Source organism: Pseudoalteromonas sp. NH0006-46 (assembly GCF_057547735.1).
Genome location: NZ_BAAJML010000003.1, coordinates 306,439 through 321,538, shown reverse-complemented (window position 1 = coordinate 321,538; position 15,100 = coordinate 306,439). Strand labels below are relative to the sequence as shown.

Below are 15,100 nucleotides of genomic sequence, written 5' to 3'. Positions count from 1 at the left end.
TCACTCCTTAGAATAATGTTTATTTAAGTTTATCATTTTTTTAGCTCTGTATGCTCGCGGAGAATACCCAAACCAACGTTTTACACTGGCGCTAAGAGTCGCTTGTTCTTGATAGCCTAATAGCTCTGAGATGGTTGAAATACTGTAATGGTTTTGCGCCAAATAGTGCGCAGCTAATGAACGTCGGGTTGAGTCTTTTAGTTTTACAAAGCTTGTATTGTGTTTACTCAGTTCTCTGTGCAATGTTCTAGGGTGCATACCCAGCGCTTTAGCTATGGTCTCGTTGGTGCATTGGTATATTGGCAGCATAGGCCTAATTAAGGCGCTTACTTGGGTGGGAAGGGATTGATTATGCTGTTTACTTTGAGCTAAAAATTGCAGTGCGGCAGGTACTTTATCGTATTGATGTTGTGCAACCGTTAACGCTAAATCGGTTTTTAGAATAACAATACCGGCACTATTTCTATTTTGTGTGACTTTGCAACCAAAGTAAGTGTTATATGCGCGAGTATTAGTGGGCTGTTTTTGGGGCAAGAATACGGTTTGTGGTTTACAGGCGTTATTACTTAATTTTTTTATTACGCCCATGGCAAGGCCGATAGTTAGTTCGAGCACTTGAGTTGTTTTAGGTAATGGGTTTAAGCTTATTTGAAACGATAAAAAGAGCGTTTTATCAGCTTCTAACGGATGAATAGTTAAACTTAAAGCTGGGGTGTGTAGGTGCAAATATTTAATAACCCAGTTAAGGGCATCACCTAAATTAGTGCTACTTTTTGCTGCAATAGCAATAGGGCCAAGTATTTCAAAGCTTTGCTTATTGGCCAGTTGCAGCCCAAAGCTTGGGCAGTTGAGCGTATGTGCACAATGCTCAAGTAGTTCGGCGTAAGTGCTATAGGGCAAGTATTGTTGCTCTAAGTTATTAAAGCAAATGTTAAGGCCAAACTGCGTCATTATTTGTGTTATGTCACCGCCTAGGTGCGTAACAAGTGAGTCCATTCCTTGTAGTGATGTGGCCTTAATAAAATTATTCATGTAATGCTCCAATAACTTGGTTGTCTAAAAATATCAAGTTTTGGTGTGTTTTTCTATGCAGTATTAATAAGGTATTAATTTTTCATAAGAGCTCACATGCAGAGCACAACATTTGATTACATTGTTATAGGGGCTGGTAGTGCTGGGTGTGTTATTGCTTCGCGTTTATCTGAAGATAAAAATGTGAGTGTATGTTTAATTGAATCTGGCGGGAGCGATAAAAGCGCTTTTGTTCAAATGCCAGCTGGAATTGCTGCGAGCGTTCCTTATGGTATTAACAGTTGGCATTACAATACGGTACCTCAGAAAGCACTTAATAATCGGTGTGGTTTTGTGCCAAGAGGCAAAGTACTGGGTGGCTCAAGTTCAATCAATGCAATGGTTTACATTCGTGGTAATAAATACGACTACGACCAATGGGAGAGTTTGGGCAACACGGGTTGGGGTTTTAAAAATATGCTGCCTTACTTTATAAAAGCTGAAAACAACAAAGCATTTAATAATCACCCATTGCATGGTGATGATGGGCCGCTTCATGTGCAAGACCTCAATGCGCCAAGTTTTGTTAATCAATATTTTTTAAATGCCTGTGTAGAACAAGGAGTATCATTAAGCAATGATATTAACGCAGAAGAGCAAAGTGGCGCACGTTTGTCGCAGGTTACGCAGCATAATGGAGAACGCTGTAGTGCCGCAAAAGCGTATTTAACACCTAATTTAAATAGGCATAATTTAACAGTACTCACACATTGCCATGTTAATAAAATAAAGATAAAAAATAAAACCGCGCAAGGGGTGCAAATAGAGCAGAATAAAAAGCAAATAGAGTTAACAGCTAAAAAAGAGGTGATTTTAAGTGCGGGCGCAATTAATTCGCCTCAGATATTAATGCTTTCGGGAGTTGGCCCAACAGACCACTTAAAATTACATAACATTGATGTAAAGGTTGCGTTAGAGGGAGTCGGCCAAAACTTACAAGACCACCTTACAGTTGTTCCACTTTTTAAAGCTAATAATAGCGCGGGCACCTTTGGTATTAGCCCAAAAGGTGCCCTTAAAGTTGCCAAAGGGGTTGTAGATTGGTTTAGTAATCGAAACGGGTGTTTAACAAGTAACTTTGCGGAGTCTCATGCGTTTATTAAGTTATTTAAAGATTCACCTGCGCCCGATGTTCAACTCGAATTTGTAATTGGTTTGGTAGACGATCATAGCCGCAAGTTACATTATGGCCATGGGTACAGTATTCATAGCAGTATTATGCGACCTAAAAGTAGAGGGACTATTAAGCTTGCAAACAATGACCCACACGCAGCACCGCTTATTGATCCTAATTATTTGAGCCATCCGGATGACTTAAATATAATGTTGTTAGGTTTGAAAAAAACACTCGCAATAATGAATAGCCCAGCCTTTGATGAAATACGTGCAGATATGGTTTATCCACTGGATATAAATAATGATCAGCAGTTAATAGAGTTTATTCGTGAAACAGCTGACACTGAATATCATCCCGTTGGGACGTGTAAAATGGGTAATGATGCTATGTCGGTTGTCGATAGCACATTGAAAGTGCATGGCGTTAATAATTTACGCGTTGTTGACGCGTCAATAATGCCCACAATTGTCACAGGTAACACTAATGCACCCGTTATAGCGATTGCAGAAAAAGCGGCTGACTTAATAAAGGCAGCCAATAGTTAGCTATAAAAAGTGTTTAGCCAATGCTGCCAATCAGATTCTAGGCGTAACATTTGCAGGTGCTTTTTAGCTTTAAAATGTTTGATTTGGTCTTCGTCAGCTATAAAAGGCCCTACTCGGCAAAGGGGGCAATGGTTTGGTGATAAGTAGCTTGGCTTAACTAATTGTTTGGCTAATTGTGGCTCTATAAAGCTACTTTTTGGGCTAAATACATACGTGATCCCGCTGGTGTCTTTAACGTGTTTGTCGCGGTCAACATTACGAATTTTATAACCCGAAAAACGTGATATATCAAATGGCATTTGGCCGCAGTACTCGCTGCTCAAACGTTCGTTTAAACTGCCTTCTATGTTCCATTCACGATAAGGTTTTACATCTTTAGAGGTAATAAAGCACAGCATTGGGCCATTTGGATTTAGTGCAAACTCAGTGGCGTATTTAATAAATTGATGTAATAAGGCTCTATTTAAAACATTCATACTTGATTGACGAGTATTAGCTTCATATTCCTTTTTACCTACAAATGCAGGAATAAGTGGAAACTGAAAAATAACAACGTCAAAGCATTGATTATTACTTTTTAACGCTTGCCAACACGCTTTGTTTGTCACATCAAAACGATTAAGAACTTCAACACTGCATTCACGCAATTTATTTAAAGCGTTATCAGGGTACTTTTGTTCTAAGGTTTGCGCGCTATCGTAAGTTGAGGCTACCAACGTGTTTGGTTTTACGTGCTCATAAATTGCATGAGAAAACGATAAGTCGCCATCGCCAACGGTAAGTATTCGCCAATTAGAGTTTAAATACATACTGTGCTAAGTGTCTTGCTTATGAACGTTTTGAGATTGTTTATTCGCCGCATTTAAACGTTCAAAGGCAAGTCTTGTTTTTAGGCCTTCGATGGCTATTTGTTTAATAAGTAGGTTAAAGGTGATCACAATCGCAAACGCAAAGTGCAATGGGCCGTCTGTAAATCCGCCGTCTGCTTTATATAGCGTTACGCCAAATAATATGAGTAACACAACTAAAAATATCTCAATAAGTTGGTTTGAATAAAAGTTGAGGCGATTTTCATTTTTGTGATCTTTTTTTATGCTAATAGCACAAAAAAATGGAATGACCTTTATTTTAAAAGCGGCGTTTTTTTCTACGTAATTTTCGCCAAGTTCGTTAAGCTGCTGGCGTAATTGGTCAATCATGGTGAGTCCTCAAATAGCTGTGCGCGGATGGTACATTATTACCGCGCAATATTTAAGGTAATAGCTGCTATTTTGGGTAAATACTCATACCAATAATAAATATGTGGCACACAAACACGACCGACGTGAGCACAAAGCGCATTTTTTGATAGTCTTTATGGTAGGTTTGCCATTGTGGTGTAGATTTTTCAAAAAGTAAAACCAGCCAAAAACTCAGCGATAACCATCCTAAAACCCATTCAATAGGTAAAAATGCTAAAAATGGTACTGGAATAACAGGTAGTACCGCTTTTATTGCATCTGCATAGCTTTGCATCCCAGCATGCCAAAGGTTACCAGCCATAAAGGCAAGTATAGCAATGCTATAAAAGGTAAAAAACTCTAAGTTTACACTGTTACTACCGAGCATTAGCGGCCAAGCTAAACAGGCTAAAAACGGAATTAGGCCAAGGTAGCCTAATTGAATGTGATTGATAAACTTGTTCATAACAGTGTGCCCTGAATATTTTAATAGTAAGCGAGGCAATTGTATCAGCCTTGCGTGTGCAAACCGATATGTTGCAATAAATTAAATACGAATCTATCTATAATTTAGTTTCATCTTAAAAATCGATTGTTTTAATCTAAACAATCAATTTTATTTAGTTTATCAATAGGCTTATTGTATTAATCAAGCCAGCAAGGTTAGCCAACAAATCTAGCCTTGCTTGGTAACTTAAATTAATACATTAAATAAAAATGAGGAATACTATGAGCACTTCATTAATCAACACAAAAATTCAACCTTTCAACGCAACTGCATACCACAATGGTGATTTTGTAGAAGTATCTGAAAAAGATGTACTTGGTAAGTGGTCAATCTTCTTCTTTTACCCAGCAGATTTTACATTTGTATGTCCTACAGAGCTAGGCGACCTTGCAGATTACTACGCACAGCTTCAAGAAATGGGCGTAGAAGTTTACTCAATATCAACTGATACTCATTTCACTCATAAAGCATGGCACGATACGTCAGACACAATCGGTAAAATTACTTACCCAATGATTGGCGACCCAACTGGCCGTATTACTCGTAGCTTCGGTGTAATGATTGAAGAAGAAGGTCTAGCACTTCGTGGTACTTTTGTAATGAACCCTGAGGGCGAAGTCAAAGTAATCGAAACTCACGATTTAGGTATTGGTCGTAGCGCTAAAGAGTTAGTACGTAAAGTACAAGCTGCACAATACATTGCAACTCACGACGGTGAAGTTTGTCCTGCATCTTGGCAGCCAGGTGAAGACACACTTGCTCCTTCACTAGACCTAGTTGGTAAAATCTAAGTATAGATTTATCCCTACTATAAAGGCAGGCAACTGCCCTTAAACCAATAAATATTCGTTTATTGGTGCCTCCTATCTCAATTTGATAATTAAGCACATGCGTTTATTGGCATGGGAGGCTTGCTGTTTAAATTTTCCTAAAAAGGGTTAAGCCATGTTAGATAACAACATTAAAAATCAATTAAAAAGCCATTTTGAATCGCTTACTCAACCTGTTGAGCTGCTTATTGCCTTGGATGACAGCAAAAAATCAGCAGAAGTTGAAAGCTTAGCAAACGACTTAGCATCATTAAGCGATAAGTTTACAGTAGTTACCAACCCTGATACCAGCGCACGACGCCCGTCTATGGTTGTACATTCACCAATTAAAAATACCCACATTACGTTTGCAGGCGTACCGATGGGACACGAATTTACAAGTTTAGTGTTGGCGCTTTTACATACTGGCGGACATGCAAGCAAAGCAAAAAGCGAAGACATTGAACAAATACAATCACTTGATCAAGAACTTAATTTTGAGATTTACATTAGCTTGAGTTGCCAAACATGCCCACAAGTAGTGCAGGCGCTAAATACAATGGCGGCGACTAATAGCAAAATCAAAGCAACAATGATTGACGGCGCACTATTTCAAGAGGAAGTAGAAGAGCGCAACATTTTAGCCGTACCGGCTGTTTATTTAAATGGCGAACCATTTAGCCAAGGTGCATTAAGCCTAACTGACATATTAAACAAAGTAGATAGTAAAGGTGCAGCACGCCAAGCTGCGGCACTTAGTGAAAAAGATGAATTTGACGTATTAGTAGTAGGTGGCGGACCTGCGGGTGCCTCAGCTGCTATTTATTCTGCACGTAAAGGGTTAAATACCGGTATTGTTGCAGAGCGATTTGGCGGGCAAGTTGCTGACACATTAGCTATTGAAAACTTTATCTCGATTAAAGCCACTGAAGGCCCTAAGCTTGTTGCACAGCTTGAAGAGCATGTGAAAGAGTACGATGTTGATGTAATGCATAACCAACGTGCTGCAGGGCTTGAACGCGTTAATAACAAATACGAAATTACGCTTGAAAACGGGGCTACTTTAAAAGCTAAATCACTTGTTTTAGCAACCGGTGCACGCTGGCGCGAAATGAACGTACCCGGTGAGCAAGAGTACCGCGGTCACGGTGTAGCATACTGCCCGCATTGTGACGGTCCTTTATTTAAAGGCAAGCCCGTAGCTGTAATTGGTGGTGGTAACTCTGGTATTGAAGCCGCAATCGATTTAGCAAACATTGTTGAGCATGTAACAGTACTTGAGTTTGCAGATACATTACGTGCCGATGAAGTACTTATTCGCAAAGCAAACAGCTTAAATAATATTACTATTATTAAAAATGCCCAAACTACAGAAGTACTTGGCGATGGTAAAAAGGTGACAGGACTTACATACACAGACAGAGTAACAGGTGATAGTAAGGCACTTACTTTAGCGGGTATTTTTGTTCAAATAGGCTTAATCCCTAACACTGAGTGGTTAAAAATTAGTGACTTAGAGCTAAGTAAATTTGGTGAAATATTAATTGATGCAAAAGGTGCTACGTCATTACCAGGTGTTTATGGCGCAGGTGATGCAACAAATACCCCATTTAAACAAATTATTATTGCGATGGGCAGCGGCGCAACAGCAAGTTTAGGTGCTTTTGATTACTTAATTCGCAACAGCGAAGAAAGCGAGCAAGACAAAACAGCTGCTTAAACTGTAAAACCCTCTCTTGATATAACAGCAAGGTACACCCAAAGCTGTTTGTTAACCCAAGCCGCCCTCTCCAAAGGCGGCTTTTTTATGATGCAAATAACCTTTTTAAAAAATAGGCTAATCGCCGCCACAACTAGAATCTGAGCCGCTGCAACTATTATCAGAGTAACTTGCGCCGCCACTGTAGCCTGTTGTGCCGCTATTTGACTTTGAAGTTATGAAACTGAGCAATAGTAAAAAGCCGCTGATAATCAACACAACCATGACTGATTGCCAATCATCTGATGAGTAACCGGCGAAAAAAGCAATACTAAAAATAGTAATTAATAGCGTTCGAGCTATTAGCTTCATTGTTATCTCCTTTAATCTATTTTAATTATTTATCTAATTAAGCTTAAATTTGGTTTAACAGTTTTTATTGCTGATGCTATGGCTGATTCTAACGAATACATTTTAAATGGCTTTGATATAAATAAATCCATACCCGCTTGTTTACACGCAAGTTTGTCTTGAGACGATGTATTAGCGGTTAAAGCAACAATATAGGTCTTATCAGTAGGGCAAATATTTTGCTCTCTTAACTGCTTAGTGGCCTCAAACCCGTCCAAAATAGGCATGATACAATCCATGAAAATAAGGTCATACGGCTTTTGCTTACATTTTAAAACAGCGTCTTGCCCGTCCACAGCAAAGTCGGGGTTTATATCAAGCTTATTTAAGGATGCGTTAAGCACTAATCTATTGATGTCGTTATCATCAACAACAAGTACAGATAACTCATTTGTATCAATATTAATATTAGCGAGGGGTTTGTCTTCAAGTATTTGCTCCTCGCCTCGGGTTATTGGAATATAAACTGAAAATGTAGAGCCTTTATTAATTTCGCTACTGACTTCAATTTGACCGCCCATGTATTGCACAAGCTCTTTTACAATTGCTAGGCCTAGGCCAGTGCCACCTTTAGTATTTTTAGAATCGACTTCTTGCGTAAATGGCGAAAATAGCGATTTTAGAAATTCAGGAGTCATTCCTCTGCCTGAGTCGGTTACGGTAATAGTGAGTGACAAATTACCGTCAGTATTGGTTAAAAACGTGTCCAGCTTTACAATACCTTGTTCTGTAAACTTTAATGCGTTGCTGAGTAAATTAGAGGTGATTTGACTTAGGCGTGTGTTGTCGAAAAAGGCCCAGCAATCGTCATTAATTTCATTTTTTACTTCAAGTGCAACACGCTTTTCAGTAAATAAAGGGGTATAAAGTGAAACAAGGTCAGTAAAAACAGTTTTTAATAAAACATTATTCGGTTCTAATTTAAGCTCACCATGATTAATTTTTGAAAAATCAAGAACCTCATTAATAATATTCAATAATATATCTGAGCTGCGTAGCGCAACTTTGATTTTTTCTGTTCTTTTTTCTGGGTCATGCTCATCTATCAAGTTGGTGAGCATGCCTGTGATACCATTAAGCGGTGTTCTGAGTTCATGGCTTATTTTTGCAAAAAGCATGCTTCTGTCAAAAAGTAAGCGTTCAGCCTCTGCTTTTTTACTTTTAAGCTCTTCGCGTAATCTCATCGACTCAGTAATATCTTGAAATGTACCAAATAGCCTTACGCAGGTGTCGCCTTCAAATTCAGCTTCACCGAATGTAGAAACCCAGATGTTGTTATTATTTGCGGTAACAATTTCTAGTTCTAAATTCCATTTTTCGCCTTTTCCAACGGCTAATTCTACTGCTTTAGTAATATTTTCGCGGCTAGATCCTTCTTTGTAGAAGTTGATTGCTGTTTCCATCATTGGTTGATAGTTTTCATCAACTTCGTGAATAAGCTTGGTTTGTTTGCTCCAATAAATTTTATTGTGAGCAATATCAACTTCCCATGTGCCAATATTTGCGACGCTTTCTAGTTTTAATAGGCTATTACTGTTTTTTGTTAGGCGGTCTTTAGTTTGGTTTCTGGCAAACTCAGCGCCTAACCACTGCGCAAATAACTCTATATAGTCATAGGCCTGATCGGTAAATACCGGAGATTGATTGGCTGAGGAAAAGTTAACTGTGCCAAAAACCTCGTTTCCAACTTTAATTGGAGCACCAATGTAAGACTCTAGCTGAAAATTAGTAAAGCATGGGTGATCGGCTATTTCGCTTTGCGATACATTATGAAACGCAAGTGCGGAGCCTGCATTGAGCGTATGAACGCAGTAGGTATCATTTAAATTAAATTGTGTGCCGATGGCAAGCCCGTTGTCAGGAGTCACTGCATATAGAACAGTGTAAATACGTTCTTGTACTTCACTGATAATAGCTAAATCGAGGCCAAAGACTTTAAGCCCAAAATTTAATAATTTTTGCGTTTTATCATCAAAAGCCAAATTTTGGTCAGAGACTATGTCGTGAAATTGCCTAAGAAAATTCAATAGAAAAAGATCCTTTAGAAATAATTTTTCAAACTCAATTTTAACTAGCAGCTAATACAGATAGAACAAAATTGAAACAGTGATGATTTATTGCTCACAAACTAAATAATATTAAGACGCTTTTTATATAAACCATAATTAAAAAAATATTAGTTATTTAATAAGTTGAGTTAGGTGTATATTCAGGGTTAATATCGCCATCAACTTCTTCTGGGTCAACATCGTTTATAAGCAGTGTTTCTCTTACCGCTTCAATATGACTCAGTACTGTTTGATAACGTTCACCGTATTCGTATTTAGTTACTTCAATAGCTTTTGGCATATACGTAAATGCTATTTTAAGAGCATGAAGGGCATCTTCGTTCATTTTTTCACTCATCAATTTCTCCTAACCAAATACAATTAACAAATCAAGGTTACTATCGGCAGCTAATGTTTTTTCTTTAATTATTTCTATAGCTTAACATGACAATAAATAAGTACGGGCTTCTTCTAAACCTATGTTATAGCCATTATTTAAAACATCAAACGATTTAGTTGTTCTGCCTACCTTAAATTGTTTTGGTGGTGCAATAATATTAATTTTGCAATCACTGGGCGGGCTTAATATGAAGTCGATACTTTTATTATAAACTTCGGCTCTGTTTAAAGTTGCATTAATTAATGCAGGGTAGCCTTTATATATTTTTTTTGTTAGCCAAGGTGCTTTTGTTAATTTTTTACGATAACCAAGCGAGCGAGACAGTATAACGGTTATTTCGCGTGCTCCCATTTCGTATGCTTTAATCACAGGTATAGAGTCTGAAACACCCCCATCGGTCATTTGTATTTTATTGAGTATTGGGTAATCACGATATGCAATGGGAATAGCACAGGATGCTTTTAGCTGCTCAACCATGCTATTGCTTGTTGCTTTTAAGTAGAGGGCTTTGCCTGAATAGACTGCCGTGGTAACAATGTAAAATGATTGTGGGTTTTGTTCAAAGACTTCTGTTTGCAAGGGAATATCACGAATTGTTTGCTCCCATAGCCAATCGAGGTCAAACAAATGCCCGCCTTTAACAAATCTTGCTAGATTAATAAACTCAGGCCTGCAAGAGTAATCGGTTATTACTTTGTGGTTTCGCATAGGTTGATTACATAAAAACGCGGCGACATTTGTTGCCCCTGCTGACACACCAAAATAACAATCAAAGGGTTGATAACTTTGCGTTAAAAATTCATCAAGCACGCCCGCCGCAAATATACCGCGCATTGCGCCGCCTTCGACTACAAGCGCATGTTTTATATTTTTGGCCATAATTATAACTCCTTTTAATCTGTTTTTATGCTAGCAATTAAGTTTGAGTAGAGCGAGTAAAAAATTCATATAATCAATACGTTATTTTACTAATGGTTGAGTGTCTTACACAGGTTAATAGTTCATATATTAATTCATTTACACACTAGTTTAGTGATATTTATGAATATTTGTACATCTAACCAGTGATAACCTTTGTTGTGCAAGTCTGTGTTAATAGGAAAGAATATTTAATACTAATTCGTTTAATTGAGTCTTAGTGTGAATTGGTATAGGAGTTCTTTCTATGCGGCTACTTAAAACGATGTTGCTGTGATCAAAAGCAGCAGTTTGAGGAGGTGCTATATATTTTTTACTAAATCGATGTTATCTATAGGGATTACCAAAAAGTAGCTATTTAGGCAATTTAGTTTGTTGCCTTAAAAATGCCCATTTATACAAAATTTTAATTCTGAAAGGTCACAGGCTTTAGTATGGCTGATTTTAAGACAATCCTATTTAGTAAAGTACAAAACCAGCTTGGAGAAAGCCCTCTTTGGCATCCAATACTTGATATGCTTTTTTGGGTTGATATCAATAAAAAACTGTTATTTTGTTGCTCATTCGATGAACCAGAAAAAATATACTCGGTTGAAATGCCTTTTATAGTGACCGCTATAGCTTGGCATGATGCAGAACATTTGATTTTAGGAACTGAGTTAGGTATTTATCGCTATAACATAAACAGTAAATTCACTGAATTAATTATAGAACTTGAAAGTAATGAGCTTAATAGACGCTCAAACGATGGGCGAGCCGATCCGTGGGGTGGCTTTTGGTTAAGTACCATGGATAAGAGTGCCGAAAAAGGGCAGGGGAAAGTATACCGCTATTACAATAAAAAGCTTGAGTGCATTATTACTGATTTAACTATTCCTAATGGTTTGTGCTTTGATAAAAACCGCTCACGTGGTTACTATTGTGACTCTTTTACAAGCTGTATCTACCAGCTTGACCTTGATGATATTACAGGCGAAGTTGTTGGTACTGAAAAGGTATTTTATCAATTTAGTAATACAGACATAGACCCAGATGGATGCGTAATCGACAGTAAAGGTAACTTGTGGCTAGCGGTATGGGGAATGGGGTGCGTTATGTGCTTATCGCCTGATGCCGAATTACTCCACACAATAAAAGTAAACATCCTTAATCCTACATGTACAGCATTTGGTGGAAAACAAGGTGAGCTGCTATTTGTAACTTCAGCACTGTGCGAATCTAATAATGATTTACAAAATGTACAAGGGACGACATTGCAAATAACCGGAATAAAAAACGGGCAGCTAGAGCCACCCGTTATTTTATAATTAGCTTAAAGATTACTAGGCTACGGGTTTGACCCACATAACGCCAACATCTTTTTTTATAACGTATACGCGAGTGCCTGCACTAATTAGCTGCTCACTTTTTAATTTCCAGCTAATACCTGAATAATTATACGTAGTTAACCCTTGATCGGTAACGTCGTCATCAAGAGTAAACGTAAGCTCTGCAAAGTCGTTTGTTACGGGTTTGGTATCTACACGATTTTGCATTTTTTTTAGTGGTTTCCACAAACCAATGGCTAAAATAGCCGTTACCACAGTATTACTCCAAAGTGCTGTTGTTAATGAGTCAGGTAAAATACCAATGCTCATTGAAAAACCCGTTATCAGCAGCGATAAGCCAAAAAACAATAGAATAATAGTAGAGAGACCAAGCACTGCTACCTCTACTATCAAAGCAAGTATACCCAGTACCATGAGTGCTTGCGGTAGGTTTTGCAAAATAAAGTCCATACTAGCCTCTCTAATTCTTAGCTTTTGTTTTGTTTATTTAAGCTATTAATAATTGCCATACCTTGAGCAACCATTGAACTTGCATCTGTTGCGTTATCAGGTAGTAAAACAACCGATGATTCGCGTGCTATTGCTTCTTTAGCTGATATGGCTTTAGTTGCTAAATCAAGTTGAATTGCTTTTTGACCTTGTTCGGTATCTGCAGCTTCACCAACTTTTAGTAAGGCATTTGCTTGTGCTTCTGCAACGGTTGTAATTGCAGTTGCTTCACCTTCTGCACGTAAAATTTGTTCAGCTTTATCGGCTTCTGCTGCAAGAACTTGTGCTTGCTTTTTACCTTCGGCCACATTTATGTTTGCTTGGCGGTCGCCTTCAGACTCTAAAATTTGGGCACGTTTTACTCGCTCAGCTTTCATTTGTGCTTCCATAGCTTCCATAATAGAGTTTGGTGGCACAATATCTTTAATTTCGTAACGCAATACTTGAATACCCCAAGGCTCAGATGCTTGATTGATTGCAGCTACAATATTGGTATTAAGTAAATCACGTTCTTCAAACGTTTTATCTAGCTCCATTTTACCGAGCTCAGAACGCATTGTTGTTTGTGACAGTTGCACAACCGCAAATGTGTAATCGTCAACACCATAGGTTGCTTTATATGGATCGAGTACTCTAAAGTAAAGTACGCCGTCTACAATTAATGAAATATTATCTTTGGTTATAGCCGATTGAGATGGAACATCTTGCGCTTGCTCTTTTAAACTGCGATCAGCAGAAATTCTGTCAATAAACGGAATAATAAAGTTTAGTCCGGCTTCTTTGGTTGATTGGTATTTACCAAAACGTTCAATTAGCCAAGCTCTATTTTGAGGGACAAATTTAACACTGCTTTTTAGAAGCACAATAACAAATATGAGTAAAAATGCCTCGACGGTAAACACGATATCGAGTATTTGAGATACTGGATCCATTTAAATATTCCTTTTAATAGTTAGTCATAAAATGGTGTATTGTTTTAATTTTAAACGGTTTAAGATTAACACTCATCAGGGCAATTACCTACAAAAACAACATTGTAAGCAACATATATTATTTAGGAGAATACTCTGAGATTTTATTTCGGCCTGATTCTTTGGCATGATAAAGAGCAGCATCGGCTTTTGAAATTATATCTTTAGCTATTGTTTTAGTATTAGGGATAACACTATAAAAACCAATACTTAAAGTAAGCTGTTTGCTTACATCTGATTGATTATGTTCAATGTTTAGTCGCGCTATGTCATTTTGAATTAAGGTAGAGAAACAATTTGCATTCTCTGAGTCTGTGCAGGGTAAAATAATTGCAAATTCTTCACCGCCATATCGAGCTGCCAGGTCGCCGGGGCGTTTACATAAATTTTGAAGTGTTTCTGCAACGTATTTTAAAGCCTCATCTCCTTTTAGATGACCATAGCTATCATTGTACTTTTTAAAAAAGTCGATATCGCAAATAATTAAACTAATGGGTTGCTGATAACGAACGCAGCGTTGTATTTCATCCTCAAAGGTTTTGTCAAAACACCGACGATTGGCAATTGTTGTTAAACCATCAGTGTTTACTAATTCGCTTAATTTTTGATTGGCGGTTATGAGTTGCTGCTGCGCTAGTTCTAGCTTTTGTTTGTAGTTTATATTTTTGAACGCATTAGTAAGTATTTCACCAACGAGTTTAATTCGAATTAAATCAAGGTTCGTCCACTCACGTTTTTCAGCTACGCAGTCGCAACCAATAAAACCAACCAGCTCTTTTTCGTAGCTTAGGCCAATACACAATACAGATTTAATTTTTTGTAGTTCAAATTCTTTTTTTTCCCCCCCCGCAGAGGCAGGTAGATCCGAAACATCATTAACTTTAAATAAGTATGTGTCGTTCATTAATTTAAAAAAGTAAGGTAGTTCGCTTTTAGGTACATTTTGCAACGAGTCCTTAAAAGGTACTATACCTTTATTCACCCACTCATGCGTATTACTCATTTGAGTGTTCTCGTCGTTAAATTTAAAAAGGTAACTACGGTCTGCTTGGCATACAGTACCAATTGCTTTAAGTGCGTAATCTATATGGCTATCTATATCATCGTTTTGAATATCAATGAGATCTGCAGATATATTCGATATAACAACATCAAAATCATATTGTTCATCGATTTTGTGTTTTTCTATTTCAAAGGTAATCATTGAAACGGTCTCGGTAATATAAGCAAATTTAATATTTAATAAAAAGGCTGTTTCATTAATTTCAAGTACAACGTTATTTAACACATTTGGTATTAGGTAAACATCAAACAGGTTTTGCAGTAATAAAGGTTTTTTACTTAATGGGCTTATAAGCTTAATGTGGCCAAAATGGTTTGCGCACAGGTCATCACCCTGTTCTAAATTAAACAGTTTTAAGGCTTGATTATTCGCTTTGTAATTGCGTGTTTTTGAGTCATGTACTAAAACAGCAAAAGGGAGGCACTTTAATGTTCTCCATATGTCTTTTATTGAATTCAAGGCTTATGACTACCTCTTGTTAGTTCGAAGCTTGGTTGCGTTCG

Annotated in this window: 15 protein-coding genes; 4 read left to right on the top strand and 11 right to left on the bottom strand. The window is 37.6% G+C overall.

What is annotated here, in order from left to right; all coding sequences use genetic code 11:
* On the bottom strand, positions 1–1,032 hold the full coding sequence (locus AC27I2_RS09195) for an AraC family transcriptional regulator (protein WP_487204068.1): 1,032 nt from the start codon (positions 1,030–1,032) through the stop codon (positions 1–3).
* A 96-nt stretch (positions 1,033–1,128) separates the two neighbouring features.
* Here AC27I2_RS09195 and AC27I2_RS09190 point away from each other — a divergent pair, with 96 nt between their 5' ends.
* Positions 1,129–2,733 (top strand): GMC family oxidoreductase, encoded by a 1,605-nt coding sequence (locus tag AC27I2_RS09190; RefSeq protein ID WP_138529876.1) that lies wholly within the window; start codon positions 1,129–1,131, stop codon positions 2,731–2,733.
* Here the strand turns inward: AC27I2_RS09190 and AC27I2_RS09185 are convergent.
* The 3 genes from AC27I2_RS09185 to AC27I2_RS09175 all read right to left on the bottom strand — a co-directional run bounded on the left by AC27I2_RS09185 (position 2,730) and on the right by AC27I2_RS09175 (position 4,419).
* On the bottom strand, positions 2,730–3,542 hold the full coding sequence (locus tag AC27I2_RS09185) for a class I SAM-dependent methyltransferase (protein ID WP_138529878.1): 813 nt from the start codon (positions 3,540–3,542) through the stop codon (positions 2,730–2,732). The two genes, AC27I2_RS09190 and AC27I2_RS09185, sit on opposite strands and share 4 nt — an antisense overlap.
* A gap of 6 nt (positions 3,543–3,548) precedes the next feature.
* Positions 3,549–3,932 (bottom strand): hypothetical protein, encoded by a 384-nt coding sequence (locus tag AC27I2_RS09180; RefSeq protein WP_487204067.1) that lies wholly within the window; start codon positions 3,930–3,932, stop codon positions 3,549–3,551.
* A 67-nt stretch (positions 3,933–3,999) separates the two neighbouring features.
* Positions 4,000–4,419, bottom strand: coding sequence for a DUF3429 domain-containing protein (locus tag AC27I2_RS09175; RefSeq protein ID WP_058404595.1), 420 nt, complete (start codon positions 4,417–4,419; stop codon positions 4,000–4,002).
* Between the two features lie 263 nt (positions 4,420–4,682).
* On the opposite strand from AC27I2_RS09175, the gene ahpC reads away from it, so the two are divergent.
* Both ahpC and ahpF read left to right on the top strand, forming a co-directional pair.
* Positions 4,683–5,252 carry an alkyl hydroperoxide reductase subunit C gene (gene ahpC / locus AC27I2_RS09170; protein ID WP_487204066.1) on the top strand — a complete coding sequence of 190 codons (570 nt, stop codon included), beginning with the start codon at positions 4,683–4,685 and terminating at the stop codon, positions 5,250–5,252.
* A 154-nt stretch (positions 5,253–5,406) separates the two neighbouring features.
* Positions 5,407–6,990, top strand: a complete 1,584-nt coding sequence (ahpF, locus tag AC27I2_RS09165; RefSeq protein ID WP_487204065.1) for an alkyl hydroperoxide reductase subunit F — start codon at positions 5,407–5,409, stop codon at positions 6,988–6,990.
* A 117-nt stretch (positions 6,991–7,107) separates the two neighbouring features.
* Here the strand turns inward: ahpF and AC27I2_RS09160 are convergent, their stop codons facing one another.
* From AC27I2_RS09160 to AC27I2_RS09145, 4 genes are all read right to left on the bottom strand, one after another.
* Positions 7,108–7,341: a hypothetical protein gene (locus tag AC27I2_RS09160; protein WP_487204064.1), complete on the bottom strand. Its 234-nt coding sequence runs from the start codon at positions 7,339–7,341 to the stop codon at positions 7,108–7,110.
* A gap of 29 nt (positions 7,342–7,370) precedes the next feature.
* Entirely contained in the window at positions 7,371–9,407 is a 2,037-nt protein-coding gene (locus AC27I2_RS09155; RefSeq protein WP_487204063.1) for a hybrid sensor histidine kinase/response regulator, read from the bottom strand.
* Between the two features lie 157 nt (positions 9,408–9,564).
* The gene (locus tag AC27I2_RS09150) at positions 9,565–9,786 is read right to left on the bottom strand and encodes a hypothetical protein (RefSeq protein WP_058553029.1); all 222 of its coding nucleotides are present in this window, start codon (positions 9,784–9,786) and stop codon (positions 9,565–9,567) included.
* 81 nt (positions 9,787–9,867) lie between these two features.
* A complete protein-coding gene (locus AC27I2_RS09145) occupies positions 9,868–10,707 on the bottom strand; it encodes a patatin-like phospholipase family protein (protein ID WP_487204062.1) in 840 nt (279 codons plus the stop codon).
* Between the two features lie 473 nt (positions 10,708–11,180).
* Here AC27I2_RS09145 and AC27I2_RS09140 point away from each other — a divergent pair, with 473 nt between their 5' ends.
* On the top strand, positions 11,181–12,053 hold the full coding sequence (locus AC27I2_RS09140; RefSeq protein WP_219422101.1) for an SMP-30/gluconolactonase/LRE family protein: 873 nt from the start codon (positions 11,181–11,183) through the stop codon (positions 12,051–12,053).
* A 15-nt stretch (positions 12,054–12,068) separates the two neighbouring features.
* Here the strand turns inward: AC27I2_RS09140 and AC27I2_RS09135 are convergent, their stop codons facing one another.
* The 3 genes from AC27I2_RS09135 to AC27I2_RS09125 form a co-directional block, all read right to left on the bottom strand.
* The gene (locus tag AC27I2_RS09135) at positions 12,069–12,524 is read right to left on the bottom strand and encodes an NfeD family protein (RefSeq protein WP_058404602.1); all 456 of its coding nucleotides are present in this window, start codon (positions 12,522–12,524) and stop codon (positions 12,069–12,071) included.
* 17 nt (positions 12,525–12,541) lie between these two features.
* Entirely contained in the window at positions 12,542–13,495 is a 954-nt protein-coding gene (locus tag AC27I2_RS09130; protein WP_058404603.1) for an SPFH domain-containing protein, read from the bottom strand.
* A 118-nt stretch (positions 13,496–13,613) separates the two neighbouring features.
* Complete coding sequence (locus tag AC27I2_RS09125) at positions 13,614–15,056, bottom strand: sensor domain-containing diguanylate cyclase (protein ID WP_487204061.1); 1,443 nt, start codon at positions 15,054–15,056, stop codon at positions 13,614–13,616.
* Positions 15,057–15,100 lie beyond the last annotated feature (44 nt).

What these genes read in the sequence shown, in the direction of transcription:
- AC27I2_RS09195 (WP_487204068.1), bottom strand. Translation starts at nt 1,032, where the DNA reads ATGAATAATTTTATTAAGGCCACATCACTACAAGGAATGGACTCACTT.
- AC27I2_RS09190 (WP_138529876.1), top strand. Translation starts at nt 1,129, where the DNA reads ATGCAGAGCACAACATTTGATTACATTGTTATAGGGGCTGGTAGTGCT.
- AC27I2_RS09185 (WP_138529878.1), bottom strand. Translation starts at nt 3,542, where the DNA reads ATGTATTTAAACTCTAATTGGCGAATACTTACCGTTGGCGATGGCGAC.
- AC27I2_RS09180 (WP_487204067.1), bottom strand. Translation starts at nt 3,932, where the DNA reads ATGATTGACCAATTACGCCAGCAGCTTAACGAACTTGGCGAAAATTAC.
- AC27I2_RS09175 (WP_058404595.1), bottom strand. Translation starts at nt 4,419, where the DNA reads ATGAACAAGTTTATCAATCACATTCAATTAGGCTACCTTGGCCTAATT.
- ahpC (WP_487204066.1), top strand. Translation starts at nt 4,683, where the DNA reads ATGAGCACTTCATTAATCAACACAAAAATTCAACCTTTCAACGCAACT.
- ahpF (WP_487204065.1), top strand. Translation starts at nt 5,407, where the DNA reads ATGTTAGATAACAACATTAAAAATCAATTAAAAAGCCATTTTGAATCG.
- AC27I2_RS09160 (WP_487204064.1), bottom strand. Translation starts at nt 7,341, where the DNA reads ATGAAGCTAATAGCTCGAACGCTATTAATTACTATTTTTAGTATTGCT.
- AC27I2_RS09150 (WP_058553029.1), bottom strand. Translation starts at nt 9,786, where the DNA reads ATGAGTGAAAAAATGAACGAAGATGCCCTTCATGCTCTTAAAATAGCA.
- AC27I2_RS09145 (WP_487204062.1), bottom strand. Translation starts at nt 10,707, where the DNA reads ATGGCCAAAAATATAAAACATGCGCTTGTAGTCGAAGGCGGCGCAATG.
- AC27I2_RS09140 (WP_219422101.1), top strand. Translation starts at nt 11,181, where the DNA reads ATGGCTGATTTTAAGACAATCCTATTTAGTAAAGTACAAAACCAGCTT.
- AC27I2_RS09135 (WP_058404602.1), bottom strand. Translation starts at nt 12,524, where the DNA reads ATGGACTTTATTTTGCAAAACCTACCGCAAGCACTCATGGTACTGGGT.
- AC27I2_RS09130 (WP_058404603.1), bottom strand. Translation starts at nt 13,495, where the DNA reads ATGGATCCAGTATCTCAAATACTCGATATCGTGTTTACCGTCGAGGCA.